This is a genomic window from Prochlorococcus marinus XMU1405, from assembly GCF_017696275.1.
In the GTDB taxonomy this organism is placed as follows: Bacteria; Cyanobacteriota; Cyanobacteriia; order PCC-6307; family Cyanobiaceae; genus Prochlorococcus_A; species Prochlorococcus_A marinus_AB.
The window spans coordinates 292,152-315,779 of sequence record NZ_JAAORF010000001.1 but is presented as its reverse complement, the minus strand read 5'-3'; the positions used below and the strand labels follow the sequence as shown (position 1 = coordinate 315,779).

The 23,628-nt window shown below is 34.5% G+C and carries 25 protein-coding genes, 2 tRNA genes and 1 rRNA gene; 18 read left to right on the top strand and 10 right to left on the bottom strand.

What is annotated here, in order from left to right; translation table 11 throughout:
- Window positions 1–64: 64 nt before the first annotated feature.
- Window positions 65–1,549 (bottom strand): 16S ribosomal RNA (locus HA148_RS01735).
- A 102-nt stretch (window positions 1,550–1,651) separates the two neighbouring features.
- A complete protein-coding gene (locus HA148_RS01730) occupies window positions 1,652–1,882 on the bottom strand; it encodes a hypothetical protein (protein ID WP_209129666.1) in 231 nt (76 codons plus the stop codon).
- A 268-nt stretch (window positions 1,883–2,150) separates the two neighbouring features.
- Between HA148_RS01730 and HA148_RS01725 the strand changes: the two genes are divergently transcribed.
- A complete protein-coding gene (locus HA148_RS01725; RefSeq protein WP_209129664.1) occupies window positions 2,151–3,590 on the top strand; it encodes a glycoside hydrolase 100 family protein in 1,440 nt (479 codons plus the stop codon).
- Between the two features lie 2 nt (window positions 3,591–3,592).
- Here the strand turns inward: HA148_RS01725 and petD are convergent, their stop codons facing one another.
- Together petD and petB are read right to left on the bottom strand one after the other, a co-directional pair.
- Window positions 3,593–4,075 (bottom strand): cytochrome b6-f complex subunit IV, encoded by a 483-nt coding sequence (gene petD / locus HA148_RS01720; RefSeq protein ID WP_002808353.1) that lies wholly within the window; start codon window positions 4,073–4,075, stop codon window positions 3,593–3,595.
- Between the two features lie 33 nt (window positions 4,076–4,108).
- Window positions 4,109–4,765: a cytochrome b6 gene (gene petB, locus HA148_RS01715; RefSeq protein WP_011817812.1), complete on the bottom strand. Its 657-nt coding sequence runs from the start codon at window positions 4,763–4,765 to the stop codon at window positions 4,109–4,111.
- A gap of 71 nt (window positions 4,766–4,836) precedes the next feature.
- On the opposite strand from petB, the gene ctpZ reads away from it, so the two are divergent.
- The 6 genes from ctpZ to HA148_RS01685 all read left to right on the top strand — a co-directional run bounded on the left by ctpZ (window position 4,837) and on the right by HA148_RS01685 (window position 9,481).
- On the top strand, window positions 4,837–6,132 hold the full coding sequence (gene ctpZ / locus HA148_RS01710) for a carboxyl-terminal processing protease CtpZ (protein ID WP_209129662.1): 1,296 nt from the start codon (window positions 4,837–4,839) through the stop codon (window positions 6,130–6,132).
- Between the two features lie 27 nt (window positions 6,133–6,159).
- Window positions 6,160–7,416, top strand: a complete 1,257-nt coding sequence (locus HA148_RS01705; RefSeq protein ID WP_209129660.1) for an HD domain-containing protein — start codon at window positions 6,160–6,162, stop codon at window positions 7,414–7,416.
- 10 nt (window positions 7,417–7,426) lie between these two features.
- The gene (locus HA148_RS01700; protein WP_209129658.1) at window positions 7,427–8,089 is read left to right on the top strand and encodes a septum site-determining protein MinC; all 663 of its coding nucleotides are present in this window, start codon (window positions 7,427–7,429) and stop codon (window positions 8,087–8,089) included.
- Between the two features lie 111 nt (window positions 8,090–8,200).
- Window positions 8,201–9,016: a septum site-determining protein MinD gene (gene minD / locus HA148_RS01695; RefSeq protein ID WP_025945660.1), complete on the top strand. Its 816-nt coding sequence runs from the start codon at window positions 8,201–8,203 to the stop codon at window positions 9,014–9,016.
- 1 nt (window position 9,017) lies between these two features.
- On the top strand, window positions 9,018–9,344 hold the full coding sequence (minE, locus tag HA148_RS01690; protein WP_209129656.1) for a cell division topological specificity factor MinE: 327 nt from the start codon (window positions 9,018–9,020) through the stop codon (window positions 9,342–9,344).
- A gap of 65 nt (window positions 9,345–9,409) precedes the next feature.
- Window positions 9,410–9,481: transfer RNA gene (locus tag HA148_RS01685), tRNA-Thr, on the top strand.
- Between the two features lie 178 nt (window positions 9,482–9,659).
- Here HA148_RS01685 and HA148_RS01680 read toward each other — a convergent pair.
- The 4 genes from HA148_RS01680 to HA148_RS01665 form a co-directional block, all read right to left on the bottom strand.
- Complete coding sequence (locus HA148_RS01680; RefSeq protein ID WP_209129654.1) at window positions 9,660–10,241, bottom strand: L-threonylcarbamoyladenylate synthase; 582 nt, start codon at window positions 10,239–10,241, stop codon at window positions 9,660–9,662.
- 23 nt (window positions 10,242–10,264) lie between these two features.
- Complete coding sequence (prmC, locus tag HA148_RS01675; protein ID WP_209129651.1) at window positions 10,265–11,134, bottom strand: peptide chain release factor N(5)-glutamine methyltransferase; 870 nt, start codon at window positions 11,132–11,134, stop codon at window positions 10,265–10,267.
- An 11-nt stretch (window positions 11,135–11,145) separates the two neighbouring features.
- Window positions 11,146–11,298, bottom strand: a complete 153-nt coding sequence (psbM, locus tag HA148_RS01670; RefSeq protein WP_042849813.1) for a photosystem II reaction center protein PsbM — start codon at window positions 11,296–11,298, stop codon at window positions 11,146–11,148.
- Window positions 11,299–11,400: 102 nt separating this feature from the next.
- Window positions 11,401–11,763, bottom strand: a complete 363-nt coding sequence (locus HA148_RS01665; RefSeq protein ID WP_209129649.1) for a 2Fe-2S iron-sulfur cluster-binding protein — start codon at window positions 11,761–11,763, stop codon at window positions 11,401–11,403.
- Between the two features lie 222 nt (window positions 11,764–11,985).
- Here HA148_RS01665 and psbB point away from each other — a divergent pair, with 222 nt between their 5' ends.
- The 7 genes from psbB to HA148_RS01630 all read left to right on the top strand — a co-directional run bounded on the left by psbB (window position 11,986) and on the right by HA148_RS01630 (window position 18,199).
- A complete protein-coding gene (psbB, locus tag HA148_RS01660) occupies window positions 11,986–13,509 on the top strand; it encodes a photosystem II chlorophyll-binding protein CP47 (protein WP_209129647.1) in 1,524 nt (507 codons plus the stop codon).
- Window positions 13,510–13,532: 23 nt separating this feature from the next.
- Complete coding sequence (locus HA148_RS01655) at window positions 13,533–13,631, top strand: photosystem II reaction center protein T (RefSeq protein ID WP_032527597.1); 99 nt, start codon at window positions 13,533–13,535, stop codon at window positions 13,629–13,631.
- A gap of 102 nt (window positions 13,632–13,733) precedes the next feature.
- Complete coding sequence (nrdR, locus tag HA148_RS01650; protein WP_079332025.1) at window positions 13,734–14,213, top strand: transcriptional regulator NrdR; 480 nt, start codon at window positions 13,734–13,736, stop codon at window positions 14,211–14,213.
- A gap of 108 nt (window positions 14,214–14,321) precedes the next feature.
- Entirely contained in the window at window positions 14,322–15,413 is a 1,092-nt protein-coding gene (locus HA148_RS01645; protein ID WP_209129645.1) for a 30S ribosomal protein S1, read from the top strand.
- A 136-nt stretch (window positions 15,414–15,549) separates the two neighbouring features.
- Entirely contained in the window at window positions 15,550–16,791 is a 1,242-nt protein-coding gene (gene metK / locus HA148_RS01640; RefSeq protein WP_209129643.1) for a methionine adenosyltransferase, read from the top strand.
- Window positions 16,792–16,804: 13 nt separating this feature from the next.
- Window positions 16,805–18,034, top strand: a complete 1,230-nt coding sequence (locus tag HA148_RS01635) for an FGGY-family carbohydrate kinase (RefSeq protein WP_209129641.1) — start codon at window positions 16,805–16,807, stop codon at window positions 18,032–18,034.
- 92 nt (window positions 18,035–18,126) lie between these two features.
- Window positions 18,127–18,199, top strand: a tRNA-Phe gene (locus tag HA148_RS01630).
- A gap of 88 nt (window positions 18,200–18,287) precedes the next feature.
- On the opposite strand, the gene HA148_RS01625 is transcribed toward HA148_RS01630, so the two are convergent.
- Complete coding sequence (locus HA148_RS01625) at window positions 18,288–18,707, bottom strand: hypothetical protein (protein ID WP_209129639.1); 420 nt, start codon at window positions 18,705–18,707, stop codon at window positions 18,288–18,290.
- 147 nt (window positions 18,708–18,854) lie between these two features.
- Between HA148_RS01625 and HA148_RS01620 the strand changes: the two genes are divergently transcribed.
- From HA148_RS01620 to HA148_RS01610, 3 genes are all read left to right on the top strand, one after another.
- Window positions 18,855–19,490: a TVP38/TMEM64 family protein gene (locus tag HA148_RS01620; protein WP_209129637.1), complete on the top strand. Its 636-nt coding sequence runs from the start codon at window positions 18,855–18,857 to the stop codon at window positions 19,488–19,490.
- 116 nt (window positions 19,491–19,606) lie between these two features.
- Window positions 19,607–19,786 carry a hypothetical protein gene (locus tag HA148_RS01615; RefSeq protein WP_209129634.1) on the top strand — a complete coding sequence of 60 codons (180 nt, stop codon included), beginning with the start codon at window positions 19,607–19,609 and terminating at the stop codon, window positions 19,784–19,786.
- Entirely contained in the window at window positions 19,761–20,312 is a 552-nt protein-coding gene (locus tag HA148_RS01610; protein WP_209129632.1) for a phycobiliprotein lyase, read from the top strand. Before HA148_RS01615 ends, HA148_RS01610 begins: the two co-directional genes overlap by 26 nt.
- Here the strand turns inward: HA148_RS01610 and HA148_RS01605 are convergent.
- Window positions 20,296–20,808, bottom strand: a complete 513-nt coding sequence (locus tag HA148_RS01605) for an R-phycoerythrin subunit beta (RefSeq protein WP_209129630.1) — start codon at window positions 20,806–20,808, stop codon at window positions 20,296–20,298. The two genes, HA148_RS01610 and HA148_RS01605, sit on opposite strands and share 17 nt — an antisense overlap.
- A gap of 406 nt (window positions 20,809–21,214) precedes the next feature.
- On the opposite strand from HA148_RS01605, the gene HA148_RS01595 reads away from it, so the two are divergent.
- Window positions 21,215–23,623 (top strand): UvrD-helicase domain-containing protein, encoded by a 2,409-nt coding sequence (locus tag HA148_RS01595; protein WP_209129625.1) that lies wholly within the window; start codon window positions 21,215–21,217, stop codon window positions 23,621–23,623.
- The last annotated feature ends 5 nt before the right edge of the window (window positions 23,624–23,628 follow it).

The following is a 23,628-nucleotide window of genomic DNA, read 5'->3' as shown; positions in this document are numbered from 1 at the left end:
ACGTGAGATACCGATCGACCTAAGGTGACAAAATAATAATATTAAACATTTTGTTGTCTCCCTGTTAGGAGGTGATCCAGCCGCACCTTCCGGTACGGCTACCTTGTTACGACTTCACCCCAGTCATTAGCCCCACCTTCGGCGTCCTCCTCCACAAGGGTTGGAGTAACGACTTCGGGCATGGCCAACTTCCATGGTGTGACGGGCGGTGTGTACAAGGCCCGGGAACGTATTCACCGCAGTATGCTGACCTGCGATTACTAGCGATTCCTACTTCACGTAGGCGAGTTGCAGCCTACGATCTGAACTGAGCCACGGTTTATGGGATTTGCTAGCTCTCGCGAGTTTGCTGCCCTTTGTCCGTAGCATTGTAGTACGTGTGTAGCCCAGGGTGTAAGGGGCATGATGACTTGACGTCATCCACACCTTCCTCCGGTTTATCACCGGCGGTCTTTCTAGAGTGCCCAACTAAATGCTGGCAACTAAAAACGTGGGTTGCGCTCGTTGCGGGACTTAACCCAACATCTCACGACACGAGCTGACGACAGCCATGCACCACCTGTCACTGCATTCCCGAAGGCACCCTCAAATTTCTAAGAGGTTCGCAGGATGTCAAACCCTGGTAAGGTTCTTCGCGTTGCATCGAATTAAACCACATACTCCACCGCTTGTGCGGGCCCCCGTCAATTCCTTTGAGTTTCACACTTGCGTGCGTACTCCCCAGGCGGAACACTTAACGCGTTAGCTACGACACCGAAGGGGTCGATTCCCCCGACACCTAGTGTTCATCGTTTACGGCCAGGACTACAGGGGTATCTAATCCCTTTCGCTCCCCTGGCTTTCGTCCATGAGCGTCAGTAATGGCCCAGCAGAGCGCCTTCGCCACTGGTGTTCTTCCCGATATCTACGCATTTCACCGCTACACCGGGAATTCCCTCTGCCCCTACCATACTCAAGCCTTTCAGTTTCCACTGCCATGATGGAGTTAAGCTCCACGCTTTAACAGCAGACTTGAAAAGCCGCCTGCGGACGCTTTACGCCCAATAATTCCGGATAACGCTTGCCACTCCCGTATTACCGCGGCTGCTGGCACGGAATTAGCCGTGGCTTATTCCTCAAGTACCGTCATATCTTCTTCCTTGAGAAAAGAGGTTTACAGCCCAGAGGCCTTCGTCCCTCACGCGGCGTTGCTCCGTCAGGCTTTCGCCCATTGCGGAAAATTCCCCACTGCTGCCTCCCGTAGGAGTCTGGGCCGTGTCTCAGTCCCAGTGTGGCTGATCATCCTCTCAGACCAGCTACTGATCGAAGCCTTGGTGAGCCATTACCTCACCAACTAGCTAATCAGACGCGAGCTCATCCTCAGGCGAAATTCATTTCACCAGTAGGCATATGGGGTATTAGCGGTCGTTTCCAACCGTTATCCCCCTCCTGAGGGCAGATTCTCACGCGTTACTCACCCGTCCGCCACTAACCCGAAGGTTCGTTCGACTTGCATGTGTTAAGCACGCCGCCAGCGTTCATCCTGAGCCAGGATCAAACTCTCCGTTGTGTTCAAATCCTTTTGTAGATAAATCTACTCAAATTGAATTGCTTAAACCAAATAAAAATTCAATTTTTTGTATTTAGTTTCAGCCTCCTTAAATTCTAAGGATTACATTGAGTGCACATTAAAAATATTTCTAAAGTGACTTTCCAAGATCTCAGATCCGTTTGCATCAAAGCCAAAAGTTAGCAATTGATGACATTTTATATATTCTTGACGGGACCTCACACCTTTATTGCATTTACATCTTGAAATAACCAAAAAATATTTAGTTATTCTTGACGCAATAAAAGCATCAGTTCCTAAGTTTTTAAATTTTCTAGGTGCAGAGTTAAACAATAAATGAATAACTCACTTCGAAGGGAAAACCCCTCTTCTGGCTGAAAATAATGACTGAAGTCAAATCTTCAAAAAATTCATTTATTTACCAAAAATCAGATTTAGGGTAATAAATTGAATAATGCAAAAAATATATTTTTGCCCAGAAGAAAATACTAAACCATCCGACTGTAATTGTGCAACCTTTTATACAAAAATTTTTTATTAATTTTTTATTTGATCAAAGTCTCATTAAACAACTAGGCTTAAATAAAGGGATATAAATGAAATGGCAGAAAGATTTAGTCAAAAAAATTTAAGAGTAAGGCCAAGTTCTGATGAGGAGAAAATTGTAACAAATGCAAAAAAACACTTCGAGAAGACTTTGGTTGAGATATCAGGCGAGTTAGTGGGAAGCGTCGCTGCACTAGAACACCCAACAAAAAATAAAAAATTAAATTATGGAGAAATATTTTTAAGAGACAATGTTCCCGTAATGATTTACCTCATTACCCAAAAACGTTACGAAATTGTCAAAAAGTTCCTAAGTGTATGCCTTGAGTTACAAAGCTCTAATTATCAAACGCGTGGTGTATTTCCTACTAGTTTCGTTGAAGAAAATGGACAGCTTATTGGAGACTATGGTCAGAGATCAATAGGGAGGATTACTTCAGCTGATGCAAGTTTATGGTGGCCAATTTTATGTTGGTATTATGTCAATAAAAGCGGTGATTATGCCTTTGGAAAAAGTCAAAGCGTTCAAAGAGGTATTCAACTTCTACTAGATCTAGTTCTACATCCAACATTTGAGGGTACTCCAGTACTTTTTGTTCCAGATTGCGCATTTATGATTGATAGACCCATGGATGTATGGGGAGCGCCTCTAGAAGTTGAAGTTTTACTTCATGGATGTTTAAAAAGTTGCATTAACTTAATGGAATTAAGTAGAGCAGATCATGTTAGTAGACTTTTAGACCAAAGACTTATTCTTACAAATCAATGGGTTAAGGATTTAGGAAGTTTTCTTTTAAAGCATTATTGGGTTACCAGCCAAACAATGCAAATTTTAAGAAGAAGGCCAACTGAGCAGTATGGTGATGATCAACACTTCAATGAATTTAACGTTCAACCTCAAGTGGTTCCCTCATGGCTACAAGATTGGTTAGAGAATAGAGGTGGTTACTTAATAGGAAATATTAGGACAGGAAGGCCTGACTTTCGATTTTACAGTTTAGGCAATTCTTTAGCATGTATGTTCGGAGTTCTGCCTCCTGAAGAACAAAGAGCCTTATTTAGATTAGTTTTACATAACAGACAGCATTTGATGGCTCAAATGCCGATGAGAATTTGTCATCCTCATATGGATGTCGAGGAATGGCAAAATAAAACTGGATCCGATCCAAAGAATTGGCCTTGGAGTTACCATAACGGTGGTCATTGGCCAAGCTTACTTTGGTTTTTTGGTACAGCTGTCCTATTACATCAAAAACATTACGGTTCAGATGATGTGATCCTCATGGAAGAAATGAAATCTTTAATAGAGGAATCATATTGGTGTCAACTTAATCAATTGCCTAAGCAAGAATGGGCAGAATATTTTGATGGCCCTACAGGTACTTGGGTTGGACAACAATCAAGAACATATCAAACTTGGACAATTGTTGGATTTTTATTAATGAATCATTTTTTAAGGAATGAGTATAACGATATAGATATGTTTGAAATTTGAGTCTAAAATAGACCTAAAGTTAATGATTTATCAATTGGCAAGCATGCCCCAATACCTAGGTATATTGTTAGAAAAGTTCCGAATAAAAAAACAGACATTGCTATTGGTCTTCTAAATGGATTAGAAAATTTATTAACGTTTTCGATAAAGGGTAAAATCATTAATCCAAGTGGAATTAATGTTTGGAGTGCAATACCCAAAAGTTTATTAGGAACAACTCTAAGTATTTGAAAAACTGGGTAAAGATACCATTCAGGAAGTATTTCAAGGGGTGTTGCAAAAGGGTTAGCTTTGTCTCCCAACATTGCAGGATCAAGAACTGCTAATCCAACTACACAGGCAATAGTTCCTAAGATGACTACCGGGAAGATATATAGTAAATCATTTGGCCAAGCTGGTTCACCATAATAATTATGGCCCATGCCTTTAGCTAACTTTGCTCTCAACTTTGGATCAGATAGATCTGGTTTTTTTAAAGTAGACATATGGAGAACGAATAATGGTTTAAGTATAGGAGTTTATAAAGGACCTGAAATACCCTGTTTACGAATCATTAAAAAGTGCATCAACATGAAGACTGCTAATGACCAAGGTAATACAAAAGTGTGAAGACTATAAAATCTGGTTAATGTGGATTGACCAACACTTTCTCCACCTCTAAGTAGTTCAACCATAAAGTCACCTATTACTGGTATTGCAGCAGGAACACCTGAAACAATCTTAACTGCCCAATAACCCACCTGATCCCAAGGTAGGGAGTATCCAGTCACTCCAAAAGCGACAGTTATAACTGCCATTACAACACCTGTAACCCAAGTTAATTCTCTTGGCCTCTTAAAACCTCCGGTAAGATAAACCCTAAAGACATGAAGGATTAACATCAATACCATCATTGATGCACTCCATCTATGCACAGATCTTATTAACCATCCAAAACTTACATCGGTCATTAAATAACTGACTGAACTATAAGCTTGTGTAACTGTTGGCTTATAGTAAAAAGTCATTGCAAAACCTGTTGCAAATTGAATTAGGAAGCATACTAAAGTTATGCCTCCTAAACAATAAAAAATATTTACGTGAGGGGGTACGTACTTGGAAGTTACGTCGTCAGTTATGTCTTGGATTTCAAGTCTTTCTTGAAACCAATCATAAACAGATGAAGAATTCGCCATCCAAAAAAAAATTAGCTTTGATATAAAGAGCTTACTTAAAATTCTTATACTTGGTGTTAACACTTAACCCAATGAATTCATCTTTTAACAAACTTTTAACATTCAAAACTATAATCACTGCATCAATGATTATAGTTTTTTCTATCAATCTTTTGTTGATGGAAAGAGTGGATGCTCTCAGTGATAGCAGGCAATTAGTACTTGACGCTTGGACCTTGGTAAACGAAGGTTTTTATGATCCAGAAAAGTTTGATGAAATCCAATGGAAAAGAATTAGACAAAAAACGTTACAGAAACAAATTGAAACAAGTGAAGAGGCTTATTCCGCAATTGAAGACATGTTAAGACCTCTAGACGATCCCTACACGAGAGTTTTACGCCCCAAAGATTATGAGCTACTGAAATCAAGTAATTTTGGGAGTGAAATTAATGGTGTGGGGCTTCAATTAGGTGAAGATGATAGCAATAAAGTTAAAGTTATTTCTACTCTTGGGGGGTCGCCAGCTGAAGAAGCTGGAATAGTAAGCGGGGACATTATCGAAACAGTGGATGGAATCTCATCAGAAAAATTAGGGCTTGCAAGTACCGCCTCTAAGTTAAGAGGTGAATCAGGAACAAAAGTTTTAATTGAATTATCTACGGAATCAGGAGAAATTAGGGAAGTCGATTTAGAGAGGAGATCAGTAGATCTAAGACCAGTTAGAACAAAAAGATTAAGAGACGATTCTCACACAATAGGATATTTAAGGATAACTCAATTTAGTGAAAGCGTACCTAAAAAAGTTGAAGAGGCTCTTCAAGAGTTAAAAGAGAAAGAGGTTGAAGGCTTAATCTTGGATCTTAGAAATAATTCAGGGGGACTAGTAAGCTCAGGTATTGCAGTTGCAGATTCATTTTTAATTGAGAAACCCGTAGTCGAGACAAAAGATAGAAATGGAATCAAAGATGCAATTATTTCTCAAAAAGAGACATCTTTTGATGGGCCAATGGTGACTTTAGTAAATAAAGGCACTGCAAGTGCTAGTGAAATACTTGCTGGTTCTTTACAAGATAATGAGAGGTCAATTCTTATGGGAGAACAAACTTATGGTAAAGGTTTAATTCAATCCCTAAAAAGTTTGGGAGAGGAAAGTGGTATTGCTATAACAGTGGCTAGTTACTTAACACCAGATGGTAATAATATTCAAGGCCAAGGTATAACACCTGACAAATTACTTGATCTACCTGATGCAAGTGATTTTGGAAGTACTGACGATAAATGGGTGAGGAATGCGGAATTATTTTTAGGGTCGCTTCTAGAAAAAAAAGAAGTTCCAGTTCAAACACTTGAATTAAACAATGAAGAAATTAAATCTTTAAATGGCTAAAGATTGAAAATAAAAAATCTTAAGAATATGAGTATTAAAAGAATTTTTCATGACCCAATTCATAAAGAAATAGTATTTGATGCAGGAAAGCCAGAAGAATTAATGATTATGGAATTAATTGATACAGTCGCTTTTCAAAGACTTAGAAGAATAAAACAACTTGGAGCGGCATCATTACTTTTCCATGGTGCAGAATCGAGTAGATTTACTCACTCAATTGGTGTTTTTTGTATAGCTAGAAAAATTTATAAGAGATTAATTGAAAGTAAACCTTCTTTTAGTGAAAATAAATTTGTTCTTTATGGAGCAGCTCTACTACATGATTTAGGTCATGGACCCTTAAGCCATACCAGTGAAACAATATTCATGCATGATCACGAACAATGGTCTGAAAACTTAGTGACAAATTATTCTCCAATAAAATCAATCCTCAAAAAGTATGACAACGAATTACCCAGAAAAATTGGAGGATTATATCAATCAAAACAACTATTTTCAAAACCTTTAAGAACATTGATAAGTAGTGAGATAGATTGCGATCGTCTTGATTATCTTTTACGCGATAGTTACAATACAGGGACTAATTATGGCTTAGTAGATTTAGAGAGAATAATTTCAGCTCTCACCTTTTTACCTGATGGAAATATCGGAATCAAACCAAAAGGAGTGATCGCTATTGAGCATTTCCTTGTACTTAGAAACTTGATGTATAGAACAATCTACAATCACAAGATAAACGAAATATCAACATGGATTCTGGGAAAAATATTACACACAATAAAACATAATTATGAAAAGAATATTTGGTTAGATAATTCTCTGCATAAATGGATTTTTTCACCATCAAAGGTTGATTTTGATGATTTCATAAGAAATGATGATGTAACCTTTTATTATCATTTGATTAGATGGAAAGATGAATCTTTTGAACCACTTTCTACACTATGTAAAATGTTTATTGACAGGGATTTATTAAAGGCATCAGACATAAGTTTTTTAAGTAAAATTAATAGATTAAAAATCCTTGCATTTGCCACAAAATTATGTGAAAAGAATGGTTATGATTCAGAAATATTTTGCGGGATTAAGGAAAGGTCTTTCAAAGGTTTTGAATCTAATAATGCTCTAAAAATATGGGACGGCACTTATCAAAGCGCATTAGAAAATAGTTCCGCATTAATAAAAACTTTAATGAGATCCGATGAAAGCTCTTTTATTATTTATCCAGATATGATCAAAAATGAAATTAAAAATGAAATTTCATTAATAAAAAACAATTCCTAGATTTAATTCAATGGAAATCGTTTTAAAAAACAGTAAAAGTAAATATTTAGAAATTTTTTCTTTGTTAGATTTAGATAATCTCCATGAAATTTTCAAAAGATTTTCATCCATCAAAGAACCTTTAGAAGCAAAAATTTTCGCAGTCAATGAGTCAATAAGTTCTCATCAATTATTAAAATTAAAAAATCATTTTGACAAAATTAATATTTGTTCCTTATGCATTTACTCAAATAATAGAGATACAATAATAAGTGGAAAGTTCTTAAAAATTGATTCAGCTTATGTAAAAGAGCAAGAGATGCAAAATCAGTTGCTATCATTCAATTCAAAAAAGAAAGACGATATTCTTCACAAAGGAACAGTACGATCGGGTGAAAGAATATCTTCAAATGGAAACCTATGCATTATTGGAGACGTTAATCCAGGAGCAATAGTTTCCGCTAAGAAAAATATTTACGTTTGGGGAAAATTACTAGGGATCGCATTCGCAGGGAAAAGTGGAAATAAAAATGCATCTATTGCATCACTTTATCTAAACCCTTTACAGTTAAGAATTGCAGATATAATAGCAATTGGACCAAAGGAAAAACCCAAAAATTGCTATCCAGAAATTGCAATAATAGATAAACAAACAATAATTATCAAACCACACCTAATAGAAAATAAAAATTAATCAATAATTTGCAATAAATAAATTTAAACTAGATAAATTTAAGAATTACTTAATCTTTAAAATATTTAACTTTCTGCAAGTGGCTTTATTATTTGTAAAATCTTAAAAATCGTGGGGAAGAATACTCGCACAATATTAATCTGTTCAGGTAAGGGAGGGGTTGGTAAAACAACTTTAACTGCAAACCTAGGAATAGCACTTGCTAATAGCGGAGCAACAACTGCTGTATTAGATGCTGATTTTGGCTTAAGAAATTTAGATCTTCTTCTAGGATTAGAAAATCGCATCATTTATACGGCTCAAGATGTTCTAGACAAGAACTGTCGTCTCGACCAAGCATTGGTTAGACATAAAAAGGAGCCTAATCTTGCTCTTCTACCTGCTGGAGATCCAAGGATGTTGGATTGGATGAAGCCAGAAGATATGAAAAAAATTAGTGAGCTACTTAGTGAGAACTTTGATTTTGTCTTAGTAGATTGTCCTGCTGGTGTAGAAGATGGCTTTAAAAATGCTCTTGCAGCCTGTAAAGAAGCTATTGTTGTTACTAACCCAGAATTATCCGCAGTGAGGGATGCAGATAGAGTAATAGGGATTCTCAATACTTCAGATATTGAGCCTATTCAACTTGTAATCAATAGAGTTCGCCCGAACATGATGGCTAGTCAAGAAATGTTATCCATCGAAGATGTTCAAGGGATCCTTTCTTTGCCTTTATTAGGTATTGTTTTAGAAGATGAACAGGTAATAATAAGTACAAATAGGGGGGAGCCACTGACACTCTCAGATAGTAGATCTCCTGCAAAAAAATGTTATTTGAATGTTTCTCAAAGACTTACAAATAAAGATGTACCAATTATCGATCCTAAAAAAGAAGGCAAAAGTCTTAAAGATAAATTCATGAGATTAATGCAAACAAAGGTTTTTTAAAATGATGACTCTTAGAGATCTTATAAATAAATTACTAGGCAGAGAAACGTCTAGTGCTAATACAGCAAGAGAAAGATTACAACTTGTACTGGCTCATGACAGAGTTGATATGAGTTCTTTAACAACTGATCTTTTAGATAAAATGAGGAAAGAGATTCTTGATGTTGTTGCTAAATATGTTGAAATTGATTTTGATGAGGTGGCAGTAAGTTTAGAGACTGAGGATAGAATGACTGCATTAGTGGCCAATTTACCAATCAAAAGAACTATTTCAGGAGAAATAAAATTCAAAAAAACTGATAAAGTTAATAAAGATATCAAAAAGTAATAAATTTAAAAAAAGCAAAAAAAATACTCATAATAGAGCCTTCCTGATTGTAAGATGGAGAGATTGCCGGCTTAGCTCAGCGGTAGAGCAGCGCTTTTGTAAAGCGAAGGTCATCAGTTCAAATCTGTTAGCCGGCATTTTGATTTATTTAATTCTGTTCAATATTCTTCGCTGAAAATAAAAAGACTAAACCTACCAGAGCAATTATAGGAATCAATCTTATTTCGAGAACATACTCTAAAAAAGATACAAGGGGTTCAAATATCCAATAAGTAAAAAATTGAATCAATAAAACAAAAAATAATAATAACAACATTAATACAATTCCCTTACTAATACTTCTCCTTCTCTAATCAGTCTCCAATCTCCACTTTTCTTCCAAAATATAATAGTACTTGCTTTTCCACTTCTTTTTCCCCAGGGGATAGGACCCAAAATTTTTACAGAAGGAAAGTCTAGAGCAATACCTTCAACTGTAATAGATCCTTTAAAACCTGAAATATTTGCACTTGAAGTTAACAATGGACCTGTTTCTCTCATGAGAGATTGAGCCATATATGAATTTGGAATCCTCAACCCAAGAGTGAGATCATTGCTTGTGAGGATTGTAGTCTGCTTTTCTGAAGCAGGAATAACCATTGTCAGAGCTCCAGGCCAATATTTTGAAGCTATATTTTCGTAATCTTCTTTAGCTGATTCGTGTACATAATCAATTAATTGTTTATGTTCTGACCCCATAAGAATTAAGGGTTTATCTCTATCCCTTTGTTTAAACTCATAAATAATATTTGAAAATTTTGGCAAGCATCCAATTGCAGGTAATGTATCAGTTGGGAAGATTATAGGTAAACCACTTTTAAGTGTCTTCAAAGCGGATTTGCAGTCTACTAGATTCATTTAAATTATGAACTTGTAATAATTTATTTATATCTTCCAATGGTAAACCTACCAATACCTGAAAAATCATTCACAATTTCTATTGATGTAAATTTATTTTTAATAAAAAGTTGTTTTACTTTTTCGCCTTGATCAAAATGATTCTCTAAAATTAACCAGCCCTTCTCTTTTAAAAATATGGGTGCTTTTTGTATTATTTCCCTAATGTGTTTTAAACCATCATCGCCGCCTAATAAAGCAACTTTAGGTTCGAAATTTTTAACTTCTTTGGGTAATTTTTCATAAGTATCTTTAGGAATATATGGCGGGTTTGAAATGGCAAGGTCTAATTTTCCTTTAAAATTTTCAAGAGGTGACCACCAATTTCCACAATAAAATTTCAAATTTGATTGTTTGGAAGAATTTATATAATTTTTAGTAGCTATTTCTAATGCGTCTTGATCTATATCAGTTGCTACACCTTCGCTAAATGGATAAGCCAATGCTAACGCAATACTTATAGCGCCTGATCCAGTTCCTAATTCAGCAAAAAATAATTTTTGTGAATTCTGTCTGAATATCTTCCTTACGATGTCGACTATAAGTTCTGTCTCTGGCCTAGGAATAAGTACTTTATCTGTAACTTCTAATTTTAGATCCCTCCAAAAAGCTATTCCACAAAGATATTGAATTGGGCAAGATTTCAATAAATGATCTTCCCAAATAGATTCTAAATAATCTAAGTTTTTTTTTAAATATAAGTTTCCTTCAGGTTTTATATTAAGCGAATTTAGATCACTTTTTGATATACCGCCTACAGAATCAAGTAAAAGAGCAAGAGATTGATGATCTCCCCCCTTAGAAAGTTGTGTTTTTTTCCAAAATAAAAATTCTTTTACAGAAATGCTAAGCATTTATAAAAGCTTTAGCGTTTTGGGCCAAGCTTACCTTTACCAGATTCTGAGTAAAAGCTTGATTTTTCGCCGTCTTGAGTAGAAATAAATAAACCTATAAGGAATATTGTTGGTACTCCTACAAATAAAAGGCTAGCTACGAATCCGAAATTAGTTGTTTCCATTTAGTGGACAGTTCTATTAGGTATTAAGACTATAGACATATAACTTGAAATAAAGTGGAAAAATAAACAAATTTTTATCAACTAATTAACAGTCTTAAACAATTAGCGAGGTAATTTTTTATTTTCGCTATTTTTTTTTAGTTCTTCTAAATTTGAAGGTGGAGATTGTGGTTTTGTTAAGATCACTGCAGAAGATTTTATTAACGTTTGGCACGCAAGTCGCCAATTATCCGGCCTATTTTTAAGTTTTTCTTCCTCAACAGAAGTAAGAGGGCTTAGAGAATTTTTGTTTCCTCCTTCAACTGAAATAAAACAAGTACTGCACTGCCCTGCCCCTCCACAATTTCCTAAAATACCTTTTAAACCATAAAGTTGTAAGTTCTCTTTCATTACTAGTTCCCTTAAATTTTCACCAGGGTTACATTGAACTTCTAAATCTTCGCGGATGAATCTGATAGTTGCCATTTTTTTAGTTATTTTTCTTATTTTGGCGTTTTACTTTGAGAATTGTGACCAAAATATTAACAATTTTTAGTCAAAAATTCCTTGAAAACTCAGTAATGCAAATTGATTTACCCAATTTTTGCAAGAAAATAAATTTATTTACAAAAATCCCTGAAAGACTAAAAAACCCTTACTATCATGATGTTTAGCTGTTTATTCAGCATAGTTACTAGAAATTAACCGATGGGATTGCCTTGGTATCGAGTTCACACAGTAGTTATTAATGACCCAGGTCGACTACTTGCTGTGCATCTTATGCATACTGCATTATTAGCCGGCTGGGCCGGTTCTATGGCTCTTTATGAATTAGCCATTTTTGATCCTTCTGATGCTGTTCTCAATCCAATGTGGAGACAGGGAATGTACGTTATGCCGTTCATGGCAAGGCTTGGTATCACAAGTAGTTGGAACGGATGGGATATTACTGGTGCTACAGGAGTTGACCCTGGATTCTGGAGTTTTGAAGGGGTTGCAGCAGCACACATAGTATTTAGTGGATTATTAATGTTGGCCTCAATTTGGCACTGGACATATTGGGACTTAGATTTATGGGAAGATTCAAGAACTGGTGAGCCTGCTCTTGATCTGCCAAGAATATTCGGAATTCATCTTCTTCTAGCTGGACTCACATGCTTTGGCTTTGGAGCTTTTCATTGCGCTAACGTAGGAATTTGGGTTTCTGATCCTTATGGTTTAACTGGCCATGTAGAGCCTGTTGCTCCTTCATGGGGGGTAGATGGTTTTAACCCCTTTAACCCAGGAGGAATAGTTGCAAATCATATCGCAGCGGGACTTATGGGGATTATTGGTGGTATTTTTCACATCACTAATAGGCCAGGGGAAAGACTTTATAGAGCATTAAAACTTGGAAGTCTTGAAGGAGTTCTGGCTAGTGCTCTAGCTGCAGTGCTATTTGTATCTTTCGTTGTAGCAGGAACAATGTGGTATGGTTCAGCCACAACTCCAGTCGAGTTATTTGGTCCTACTAGATATCAATGGGACTCTGGCTATTTCAAAACTGAAATTAATAGAAGGGTTCAAGCTGCTATAGACAATGGTGCCACTAAAGAAGAGGCATATGCATCTATTCCAGAGAAATTAGCCTTCTACGACTACGTTGGAAATAGTCCTGCTAAAGGAGGATTATTCAGAGTTGGAGCTCTTGTTAATGGTGATGGTTTACCAACAGGTTGGCAGGGTCACATTGCATTCCAAGACAAGGAAGGTAATGAATTAGAAGTTAGAAGAATACCTAATTTCTTTGAAAACTTCCCAGTTATACTTGAAGATAAAGAAGGTAATGTAAGAGCAGATATTCCATTTAGAAGAGCCGAAGCGAAGTATTCATTTGAGCAAACTGGCATTACAGCAACTATCTATGGAGGAGACTTAAATGGTCAAACATTTACTGATCCTGCAGTAGTTAAAAGATTAGCTAGAAAAGCACAGCTTGGAGAAGCATTCAAGTTCGATAGAGAGACATATAAATCAGATGGTGTATTCCGAAGCTCCCCAAGAGCATGGTTTACATATGCACATCTATGTTTCGGATTGCTATTCTTGTTTGGCCACTGGTGGCATGCTTCAAGAACTCTTTACAGAAATTCATTCGCTGGAATTGATGCTGAGATTGGTGACCAAGTTGAATTTGGTTTATTCAAGAAACTTGGTGACGAATCCACAAGAAGAATCCCAGGAAGGGTTTAACCTAAACTTTATTACTTAATCTTATGGAAGCTTTTGCTTACGTTCTTATTTTAACTCTCGCAGTTGTTACCTTATTCTTTGCTGTAGCCTTTAGAGATCCACCTAAATTCGATAAAAAATGAACTTAATAAAAAGACCTCTTTAGCAAGGGGTCTTTTTGTTTTACTTTTCATAATTATCATATTACTCTAGTATTAGAGTTACAGTTCATTTTATTTCACTACATGCAGTGTCCAACCTGTCAAAACACAGATAGCAGAGTTTTGGAATCAAGATCTGCTGATAGTGGTAAAAGTGTTCGAAGAAGAAGAGAGTGCTTAAATTGCAGCTTTAGATTCACAACTTATGAAAGAGTGGAAACAATGCCAGTTTCAGTTATAAAGAAAGACGGTGGCAGAGAATTATTTGATAAACAAAAATTATTTACTGGCATATCAAGGGCATGCGAAAAGACTAACTTCAGTAGTGAAGCAATTATTAATTTCGTAGATGGAATTGAATCACAAATCGTTCAAGACTCTAATAAAGATATTAAATCTTCACAAATCGGAGAATTAATACTTAAAAATCTTAGGAAAGAAAACGAAGTCGCCTATATAAGATACGCCTCAGTTTACAGAAAATTTAATGGGGTAAAAGATTTTATTTCTACTCTTGAATCTCTAAAAGGAAGTTCAAAAAACCAATTAGCTTCAATTTTATAAAATTAAGCATCTTAAAGTGTAGAATACATAACACAAATCTATTTGCTATTGGTTTGCAGGCTAATAGCATTCCTTTCTAACTACCTTAGGTAGTCTGCGATACAACAAATGAACGAAAATTCTTCCCAAACCATTAAAGAACTTTCTGAGGATCAAGAAATAAAAAATTCGACTGAGTTAAAAAATGATTCCACCTCTCAAAATGAGGAAGATTTATCATTCGAGAAGAGCGATATACCTTCTGCAGACTCTTCCTCTAGCAGAATAAATACTGATTTTGACAACGCAGGATTCACACAAGAAGAATTTGCATCACTTTTGGGTAAGTATGACTATAACTTTAAGCCTGGCGATTTAGTTAAAGGTACAGTTTTTGCTCTAGAGCCAAAAGGGGCCATGATAGATATAGGGGCAAAAACAGCTGCTTTTATGCCTGTTCAGGAGGTTTCAATAAATAGAGTTGAAGGACTTAATGATGTTTTACAACCTTCAGAAAGTAGAGAATTTTTCATAATGAGCGAAGAAAATGAAGATGGCCAATTAGCCCTCTCCATTCGAAGAATTGAATATCAAAGAGCATGGGAAAGGGTTAGACAACTTCAAAAAGAAGATGCGACTATATATTCTGAAGTTTTTGCAACAAACAGAGGAGGGGCTCTCGTCAGAGTAGAAGGCTTGAGAGGTTTTATCCCAGGCTCTCATATAAGTGCTCGAAAAATCAAAGATGACTTAGAAGGTGAATATTTACCTTTAAAATTTCTTGAAGTTGATGAAGAGAGAAATAGATTAGTACTAAGTCATAGAAGAGCTTTGGTTGAGAAGAAAATGAACCGACTTGAGGTAGGCGAAGTTGTTGTTGGTTCTGTAAAAGGTATTAAACCTTATGGAGCGTTTATTGATATTGGTGGAGTTAGTGGTCTATTGCACATTTCTGAGATTAGTCATGAACATATTGAGACTCCTCATAATGTTTTAAATGTGAGTGACCAAATGAAAGTAATGATAATTGACCTTGATTCAGAAAGAGGACGAATTTCATTATCAACTAAAGCACTTGAACCTGAACCAGGAGATATGCTAACTGACCCTCAAAAAGTTTTTAGTAAAGCTGAAGAAATGGCTGCTAAATATAAACAAATGTTATTTGAACAAACTGACGAGAACGAAGAGATCTCCACAGCTTCAGCTGAAACAGTATAACTTCACTTATTTATTTTGTGCACGCATATTAGAATTTAAGCCTCATTATTCTTATACAAGTATTTTTAATTAACAATAATTGATTTGTAACGATAATCTAATTTAGGATATTTAGTAATTCCAAAATAATTTGTAAATGAGTGATTTCATTTTCACTTCAGAATCTGTAACTGAAGGTCATCCTGACAAAATATGTGATCAAATTAGTGACGCTGTTTTAGACGCTTTATTGACAGAAGATCCAGAAAGCAGAGTTGCATGTGAAACTGTTGTAAATACGGGTCTTTGTTTACTTACTGGAGAAATAACTTCAAAAGCAAAAATCGATTATATAAAACTTGTTAGAAATGTAATTAAAGAAATTGGATATGAGGGCTATAGAGCAGGTGGTTTTGACGCAAATAGTTGTGCAGTTTTAGTAGCACTTGACGAGCAATCACCAGATATTTCTCAAGGAGTAAACGAAGCAGATGATATTAACGATGATTTGGAAGATAATACAGGTGCTGGCGACCAAGGCATAATGTTCGGCTATGCATGCGATGAGACGCCTGAATTAATGCCCTTACCGATTAGCTTGGCTCATAGATTAGCCATTCAACTTTCTAAGGTAAGGCACGAAAACGTACTTAATTATCTACTCCCTGATGGTAAAACTCAAGTAAGTATTGATTATAAAAATGGAGTACCACTATCGATTAATACCATTTTAATTTCAACTCAACATAATCCTGAGATAGATGGTATTACAAATGAAGAAGAAATTCGTCAAAGAATAAAAGAAGATTTATGGAAGAATGTTGTAATTCCTGCTACTGAAGATTTAGAAATCAAACCAAACATTCATACAACAAGATTTCTAGTAAATCCCACGGGCAAATTTGTCGTAGGGGGGCCTCAAGGTGATGCCGGACTTACTGGAAGAAAAATTATAGTAGATACATATGGCGGTTACGCAAGACACGGAGGAGGGGCATTTTCGGGTAAAGATCCCACAAAAGTGGATAGATCAGCTGCTTATGCAGCACGTTATGTAGCTAAAAGTATAGTTAAGGCAAAATTAGCAAAAAAGGCAGAAGTACAATTAAGTTATGCAATTGGAGTTGCAAAACCGATCTCCATTCTTGTTGAAACTTTTGATACTGGCGTTATTTCACAAGCTAATTTGACTGAGCTCATTAATAAGAACTTTGATTTAAGGCCAGCAGCAATTATAAAAGAATTTGATCTAAGAAATCTACCTCAAAAAATGGGTGGTACATTTTTCAGAAAGACTGCATCCTATGGACATTTTGGCAGAAGAGATCTAGATCTCCCTTGGGAAAAGGTAGAAGAAAAAGCAGCCCAATTAGCGGAGGCTTCCAAAGTATTTTTATAAAAATATTTATTCTATGCCTGATAATTTTTATGGGGGATTAGATTTTGGAACTAGTGGCGCAAGAATATCTATAATAAATTTTCATAAAGAATTGATATATTCAAATTCAGTTCCTTATTTATGTAGCTTTAAAAATCCAAATTCTTGGACTAATTCTTGTGAAAAACTCTTAGGGTGTTTACCTATTGAGGTAAGAAGTAACCTTCAAAAATTGGCTATATCTGGCACATCAGGAACCTTAACGGCATCAAATTTACGAGGAGAGCCAATAGGAGAAGCAATATCTTATGACCAAGCATGTAATGAAAATAAGATCCTTCTTGAATCATTAACTTCTGGAGAAGATCATCTGCGAACTCCATACAGTAGTCTTGCTAAAGCATTAAAACTAATAGATAAATATGGGACAAATATACTTTTACGACATCAATCTGATTGGATCACTGGTTGGTTTTTAAAAGATTGGACTTATGGAGAAGAAGGTAATAATCTAAAACTTGGTTGGGATCTAAAAAAAGAATCATGGCCAAAAAGCTATCTCAATACTTCATGGGGGAAATGCCTGCCTCAAATAATAAAAAGTGGGAAAATTATTGGACAAGTGAATTTTGATTTAGCAGAGAGATTTAACTTGAATAAGAATTTAATATTAATCTCAGGCACTACTGACTCTAATGCAAGTGTGATAGCTGCAGGTTTAGGCAAAGAAGATGGTCTTACGGTTTTAGGAACAACTATTGTAGTTAAGAAAATTATTGATAATCCTATAAAAAAACAAGGAATTACAAACCATAGAGTAAACGGCAATTGGATATGTGGAGGAGCATCAAACGCAGGCTGTGGTATATTGTCTCAGTTTTTCTCTGATTTAGAAATAAAAGAACTCAGTCGACAAATAAATCCATCAAAAAACACTTCTTTAAATCTTTTACCTCTTAATAGTAAAGGAGAAAGATTTCCTGTTAATGATTCTAATTTAAAGCCGATACTTTGTCCAAGGCCAGTAAGCGACTCACTTTATTTACATGCATTATTCGAGGGTCTAGCTAAGATCGAATTGAAAGGATGGGAAAAGCTAGGCGAACTAACAGGTTCACTTCCAAAAAAAATTATTACTATTGGTGGAGGCTCAAAAAACCCTCAGTGGAGAAAAATAAGAGAAAATATTATCAATATACCAATAGTTTCATGTAAAAAAACTACTTCATTTGGGACAGCCTTGTTAGCGATGAACTCAAAATAAAAGTTTTTTTTAGATATTTGATGAAGATATAAAATTTTTAATTAAAAGGGTTTCACAAACTACACATCTTAATTTAGAGTATATAGGTTAGAGCCGGGATAGCTCAGTTGGTAGAGCAGGCGACTGAAAATCGCCGTGTCCCCAGTTCAAATCTGGGTCCTGGCACCTTTAAAACCCCTTCTATGAAGGGGTTTTATATTTTCTAAAAAAGTAGAAACTTACTTTTTATTTTGTTTCTAGAATTTAAGATTTGTTAGTTTTCTACTCTGCAGACTTGACCAATAACACCCAAAATCAATTCATCTCCATTTGGATCTTGCCAATCAGCTAAATCATTAAAATTACTATTTACTTCATCTATAGAGACATCAACGTCTCTAAATGATTTTTCAAAACAATTTATATCCATTGTATAAAGTATATCCTTAGTAATTTCACTTTTTGTTTTGGGAATATATTTACTCAATACTCTCACAGAACCATCCTCATTCCTTTTAATACTTTGCCTGTCCCACAACTGTTCGCCATATTCACTTTTAGGGACTCCAACCCATTCATGAGGCAAAGCATTTGCTTGTTTTATAAAAAAACAAATGGGAACGATTATTGACAGAACTAAACCAATGCTATTTCTAATAAATATTGAACTAACTTTATTCTTAGAATCAACCATGAATACTTGTTAAATACAAAAATCTTTTATCTAGAGTAGATATAAGATTAAAAATTTGTAAAAATTTTTATTGATTAGTATTTCTATTATAGATAGAATCAAATATTAAATTCAAAACTTACTTCCCATAAGTTAATTATAAAGATAATGAATAAAATACAAAAATTTCTCTCAGTAGTTTTTTTTATAGCAATATTCGTTGTATTGATTTACTTAATCCAAAATTATGGGATTGAACCTCTTAGAAACAAAATAGAAAGTATGGGAATTTGGGCGCCTTTTGGAATATTCATACTTAGAGGAGTAAGTATTATTTTGCCCGCTCTTCCAAGTTCAGCTTATTCTCTGCTAGCTGGTTCATTATTAGGATTTCAAAAAGGTTATATGACAATAATCTTTTCTGATATTGTTTTTTGCCAAGCTGCTTTCTTTATTGCAAGAAATTATGGTCGGGTTCCTGTACGTAATTTAGTAGGCCCAAAAGCAATGAAAAAGATAGAAAGTTTTAATCAAAACCAGCTAGAAGAAAATTTCTTTCTCATGACAGGTCTTCTAATGACTGGCCTTTTTGATTTTCTAAGCTACGCAATTGGTATTGGAGGAACTCGATGGAAAATATTTACTCCTGCATTATTAATAAGTCTTCTAATCAGTGACTCTATACTTGTCGCAGTAGGAGCTGGAGTTAGTCAGGGAGCAGGATTACTTCTTGGGATTGCTCTATTGGGAATGTTTGCTTTAGCGACTATTTCAGGATTGGCAAAAAATAAAATGCCTAAATAACAAAACAGTTGATAACTCTGTAATCAAAGAAGAGAGATATGACATTTTCGCAAACAATAACTATATAAATAATGATTCATGCAAGAATAGAAATCGATTAATTTTTAAGTTATTAGATGACTCCATTTAGACCAACTTCATATGATCGCCCTGGAGAACAAATATCAACTACTCCTTCTGGATTAAAAGTAACTTCTGCAAAGAGATTAATGGTGGATTCAATGGTAAGAATGATACAAAAAGCAGAAAATCATTCCGTAGAAGAAAAACTTGACGAAGAATCTAACAATAATTAATCAATTCATTGATAAAAGTATAGGAGAGTGGAAATCTATAAGAAGTACTCACACTTTAGCTTTTCAGGAATTTGAAAACTCAACTAGTAAAATATATATAAAACATATCAACAAAAAAAATAAAAAAGTCGTTGCAATTTTTAAAAATTATAAATTTAGTTTAAACCTAGAGAGCATAGCCATTTCTATAAACTGGCAAGCTATTAGTGATTGGGACAATAATGATATCCGTGAGGGAGATGAAAATATTCTGATTTTTTTACCCAAAGATGAAAATTCAGGAATTGTTTTAAGAAATAAAGGTTATACAGAATCCTTTATTTCATCATCTAATTATTTTGTTGATGAACAAAATAATTTACACATTAAAACTATTTATAAATCAACAGTTTCCGAAGAAAGAATTTCCTTTTTATCCACTCATGTAAGATCCAGATTTTCTACTATTAAAAATCTTGAAAATAACTCAGTTATACAGACGTCCCATACTTCAGAGATAAGAAATTTAGCTAGTTTAAAAGATTAATTATCCTTTCAAATTGAAACTCTGTTTCAGATATTAATTTAGGAAGAAAGCCTTTGTTTCCACGCATACTATTAACTGTTGAATGCAAATCAGAGATAGTTGCATCTCGCATTAATTCAAAAACCCTTCTTGCATTTCTTAAAGGTACCCCAAGAGCAAGATAAGTATTTTTAAGATCCTTCAAACAACTTTTTTCTAAAACTGATTCGTCATTAGAAATTAAAAGATAAGCAACAATTCTTAGGATTATTTCTCCATCTCTTAAACAAACGGACATCTTGTTAGTTGTATTTAAAGATATTTTTGAATTAAGTGAATCTTGATTTTCGCAAATCATTGCTGTTACAGCGTCTGCTGCGATTGCATGTGAATTGTTGGTTATTGAGGTTATTGCATCTAATCTTGAGTTTGCAGTATTAATAAATTCTTTTATATTGCTTAAATCATTTAATTTCTTATCGGCTGACAATAGTTGATTATTCTTTGAAACTGACATTCCTGTAGTAAAAATTAAAGACCGATCTTAAGAATAATACAAAGCTAGTAAAAACAATACAATTTCAAACTTAACGCAACGCTTCTTAATTAATAACTTCATTCCAAAGTGATAGTTGAAATAATTCAAATAAAAAATTTTTTTCCGCTAATATGAAACTACATTTTTAATAAAGTTTTGGATCAACAGGATTTAAAATTATCAAAGAAACTTATTTCCTCATATAAAAAGAGATTGGAAAAAGAAATTCTAGACAGAAGTATGAAATTAAAGATGCCTCAAAATAAATTTGAAGAAATAATTAATAACAATAATGAGCTTATCAATTTAAAAAAAACTTTAGAAGATCTAGAAACGGAATCTGAATCTAATAGTAAAGTCTGATTTTTGAAAAACCCTTCCAAAAGTGCCTCAAACCAACAATTTCCTTTTTAAGTCCCTAAACAATCAACAACTTCAAGCAGTAAAACATGTTTATGGACCATTATTAGTTGTAGCTGGTGCAGGCAGCGGAAAAACTAAGGCTCTTACTCACAGAATTGCAAACCTTATTGAGGGTAACTCTATAGATCCCTATAACATTCTCGCAGTCACTTTCACTAACAAAGCTGCCAAAGAAATGAAAGCAAGATTAGAGGTTCTTCTAGCCCAAGAATTAGCTTTTAATCAATTTGGCCAGCCTTGGACAACTCTCAAAGAAATTGATCAAAATCAATTAAGAACAAATGTCCACCAAGAGAAGCTTCAGAACCTTTGGATTGGTACTTTCCATTCTTTATTTTCAAGACTTCTGAGATACGATATTGAAAAATATACTGATCCAGAAGGCCTAAAATGGACAAGGCAATTTTCAATTTACGATGAAACAGATTCTCAAACGTTAGTAAAAGAAATTATTAGTCAAGATATGAATCTTGACCCAAAAAGATATGATCCCAAAAAGATTAAAAGATTAATAAGTAATGCTAAAAATCAATGCTTAACTTCTAATGATCTTTTAGAAAAAGCAGATAATAATTTTGATAAAACAGTTGCAGAAGCCTACAAGAGATATAGAATTTCGCTCTCAAAAAATAATTCTTTAGACTTTGATGATCTTCTACTTTTGCCTGTTTTCTTATTGAGGCAAAATGATATAGTCAGAGATTACTGGCACAAAAGATTTAAACATATTTTAGTTGACGAATATCAAGATACAAATAGAACACAATATGAACTTATAAAATTAATTACGGCTGGGAATACTGAACCAAAAAAATTCTTGAATTGGGAAGATCGATCAATTTTTGTAGTTGGGGATGCTGATCAAAGTATTTATAGTTTCAGAGCAGCTGACTTCAGAATTTTAATTGGTTTTCAAGAAGATTTCAAAACTTCAATCAAAGACGATACAAAATCATCTTTAATTAAATTAGAAGAAAATTATAGGTCATCTGCCAATATCCTTGATGCTGCAAATTCACTAATTGAAAACAACTCTGAAAGAATTGACAAAGTTTTAAAGGCTACTAAAGAAAAAGGGGAACTTTTAACGTTACTCAGCTGTGATGATGAAATTTCGGAGGCAGAAGCAATTACCAATAAAATAAAATCAATCAATAACTATAATCAAAACCCAATTTGGAGAAATTTTGCAATTTTATATCGAACCAGAGCTCAGTCGAGAGTATTAGAAGAATCTCTTGTAAGGTGGCGCATTCCTTATACAATTTTTGGAGGATTACGTTTTTATGATAGAAGAGAAATTAAAGATGCCATAGCATATTTGAAAGTTCTGGTTAATTCTTCAGATAACGTTAGTCTTTTACGAATCATAAATGTTCCTAGAAGAGGGATTGGTAAGACTACTATTCAAAAACTTAATGAACTATCTAATAGGTTAAATATCCCATTATGGGAGGTTCTTAATGATAAGCAAAGTCTTGAAGAAACATTAGGCCGATCATCAAAAGGAATTAATAAATTTACTGAAGTTATGAATGATCTACTGTGTTACCTAGAAAATTCAGGTCCCGCTCAATTACTACAACTTATATTAGAAAAAAGTGGTTATTTAAGTGACTTACTCTCTAGTGGGACTGAAGAATCTGAAGATAGAAGAAATAACTTACAAGAACTAATTAATGCAGCTACTCAATATGAAGAAGAAACAGAAAGTGGAGATGTAGAGGGATTTCTTTCTACAGCAGCCTTAACAACTGATAATGATACGAAGAAAAATAATCCTAACTCTGTAACTCTCATGACTCTGCATAATAGTAAAGGTTTAGAATTTCAAAATGTTTTTATCACTGGGCTAGAACAAGGTCTCTTCCCTAGCCATAGATCAATAGATACTCCCTCACTTCTTGAAGAGGAAAGAAGATTATGCTACGTAGGTATTACCAGAGCTAAAGAAAGAGTTTTCTTAAGTCATGCCAGAGAAAGAAGATTATGGGGTGGAATACGTGAAGCAACAATTCCTTCAATATTTCTTTCGGAAATACCTGAAGATCTAATGGATGGCGAATTACCACAAACTGGTGGTGCTTCAATTAGAAGAGATTTGCATCTTGATCGTTTAACAAGAGTTGATCGAAACAATCCAAATGAATTTGTTAACAAACCAATAAATGCAGTAAGAAAATTATATTCAGGGCCAAGTAAAGGGAAAAGCTGGATAGTTGGAGATAAGCTAATTCACTCAAAATTTGGTAAAGGTGAAATTATACATATTTTTGGGAGTGGGGAAAAAATATCTCTAGCCGTAAAATTTGGTGATAAAGGAAGTAAAATTCTAGATCCCAGATTAGCTCCAATTCGTTATGTAATTTAAAACTC

What these genes read in the sequence shown, in the direction of transcription:
- HA148_RS01725 (WP_209129664.1), top strand. Translation starts at nt 2,151, where the DNA reads ATGGCAGAAAGATTTAGTCAAAAAAATTTAAGAGTAAGGCCAAGTTCT.
- petD (WP_002808353.1), bottom strand. Translation starts at nt 4,075, where the DNA reads ATGTCTACTTTAAAAAAACCAGATCTATCTGATCCAAAGTTGAGAGCA.
- petB (WP_011817812.1), bottom strand. Translation starts at nt 4,765, where the DNA reads ATGGCGAATTCTTCATCTGTTTATGATTGGTTTCAAGAAAGACTTGAA.
- ctpZ (WP_209129662.1), top strand. Translation starts at nt 4,837, where the DNA reads ATGAATTCATCTTTTAACAAACTTTTAACATTCAAAACTATAATCACT.
- HA148_RS01705 (WP_209129660.1), top strand. Translation starts at nt 6,160, where the DNA reads ATGAGTATTAAAAGAATTTTTCATGACCCAATTCATAAAGAAATAGTA.
- HA148_RS01700 (WP_209129658.1), top strand. Translation starts at nt 7,427, where the DNA reads ATGGAAATCGTTTTAAAAAACAGTAAAAGTAAATATTTAGAAATTTTT.
- minE (WP_209129656.1), top strand. Translation starts at nt 9,018, where the DNA reads ATGATGACTCTTAGAGATCTTATAAATAAATTACTAGGCAGAGAAACG.
- HA148_RS01680 (WP_209129654.1), bottom strand. Translation starts at nt 10,241, where the DNA reads ATGAATCTAGTAGACTGCAAATCCGCTTTGAAGACACTTAAAAGTGGT.
- prmC (WP_209129651.1), bottom strand. Translation starts at nt 11,134, where the DNA reads ATGCTTAGCATTTCTGTAAAAGAATTTTTATTTTGGAAAAAAACACAA.
- psbM (WP_042849813.1), bottom strand. Translation starts at nt 11,298, where the DNA reads ATGGAAACAACTAATTTCGGATTCGTAGCTAGCCTTTTATTTGTAGGA.
- HA148_RS01665 (WP_209129649.1), bottom strand. Translation starts at nt 11,763, where the DNA reads ATGGCAACTATCAGATTCATCCGCGAAGATTTAGAAGTTCAATGTAAC.
- psbB (WP_209129647.1), top strand. Translation starts at nt 11,986, where the DNA reads ATGGGATTGCCTTGGTATCGAGTTCACACAGTAGTTATTAATGACCCA.
- HA148_RS01655 (WP_032527597.1), top strand. Translation starts at nt 13,533, where the DNA reads ATGGAAGCTTTTGCTTACGTTCTTATTTTAACTCTCGCAGTTGTTACC.
- nrdR (WP_079332025.1), top strand. Translation starts at nt 13,734, where the DNA reads ATGCAGTGTCCAACCTGTCAAAACACAGATAGCAGAGTTTTGGAATCA.
- HA148_RS01645 (WP_209129645.1), top strand. Translation starts at nt 14,322, where the DNA reads ATGAACGAAAATTCTTCCCAAACCATTAAAGAACTTTCTGAGGATCAA.
- metK (WP_209129643.1), top strand. Translation starts at nt 15,550, where the DNA reads ATGAGTGATTTCATTTTCACTTCAGAATCTGTAACTGAAGGTCATCCT.
- HA148_RS01635 (WP_209129641.1), top strand. Translation starts at nt 16,805, where the DNA reads ATGCCTGATAATTTTTATGGGGGATTAGATTTTGGAACTAGTGGCGCA.
- HA148_RS01625 (WP_209129639.1), bottom strand. Translation starts at nt 18,707, where the DNA reads ATGGTTGATTCTAAGAATAAAGTTAGTTCAATATTTATTAGAAATAGC.
- HA148_RS01620 (WP_209129637.1), top strand. Translation starts at nt 18,855, where the DNA reads ATGAATAAAATACAAAAATTTCTCTCAGTAGTTTTTTTTATAGCAATA.
- HA148_RS01615 (WP_209129634.1), top strand. Translation starts at nt 19,607, where the DNA reads ATGACTCCATTTAGACCAACTTCATATGATCGCCCTGGAGAACAAATA.
- HA148_RS01605 (WP_209129630.1), bottom strand. Translation starts at nt 20,808, where the DNA reads ATGTCAGTTTCAAAGAATAATCAACTATTGTCAGCCGATAAGAAATTA.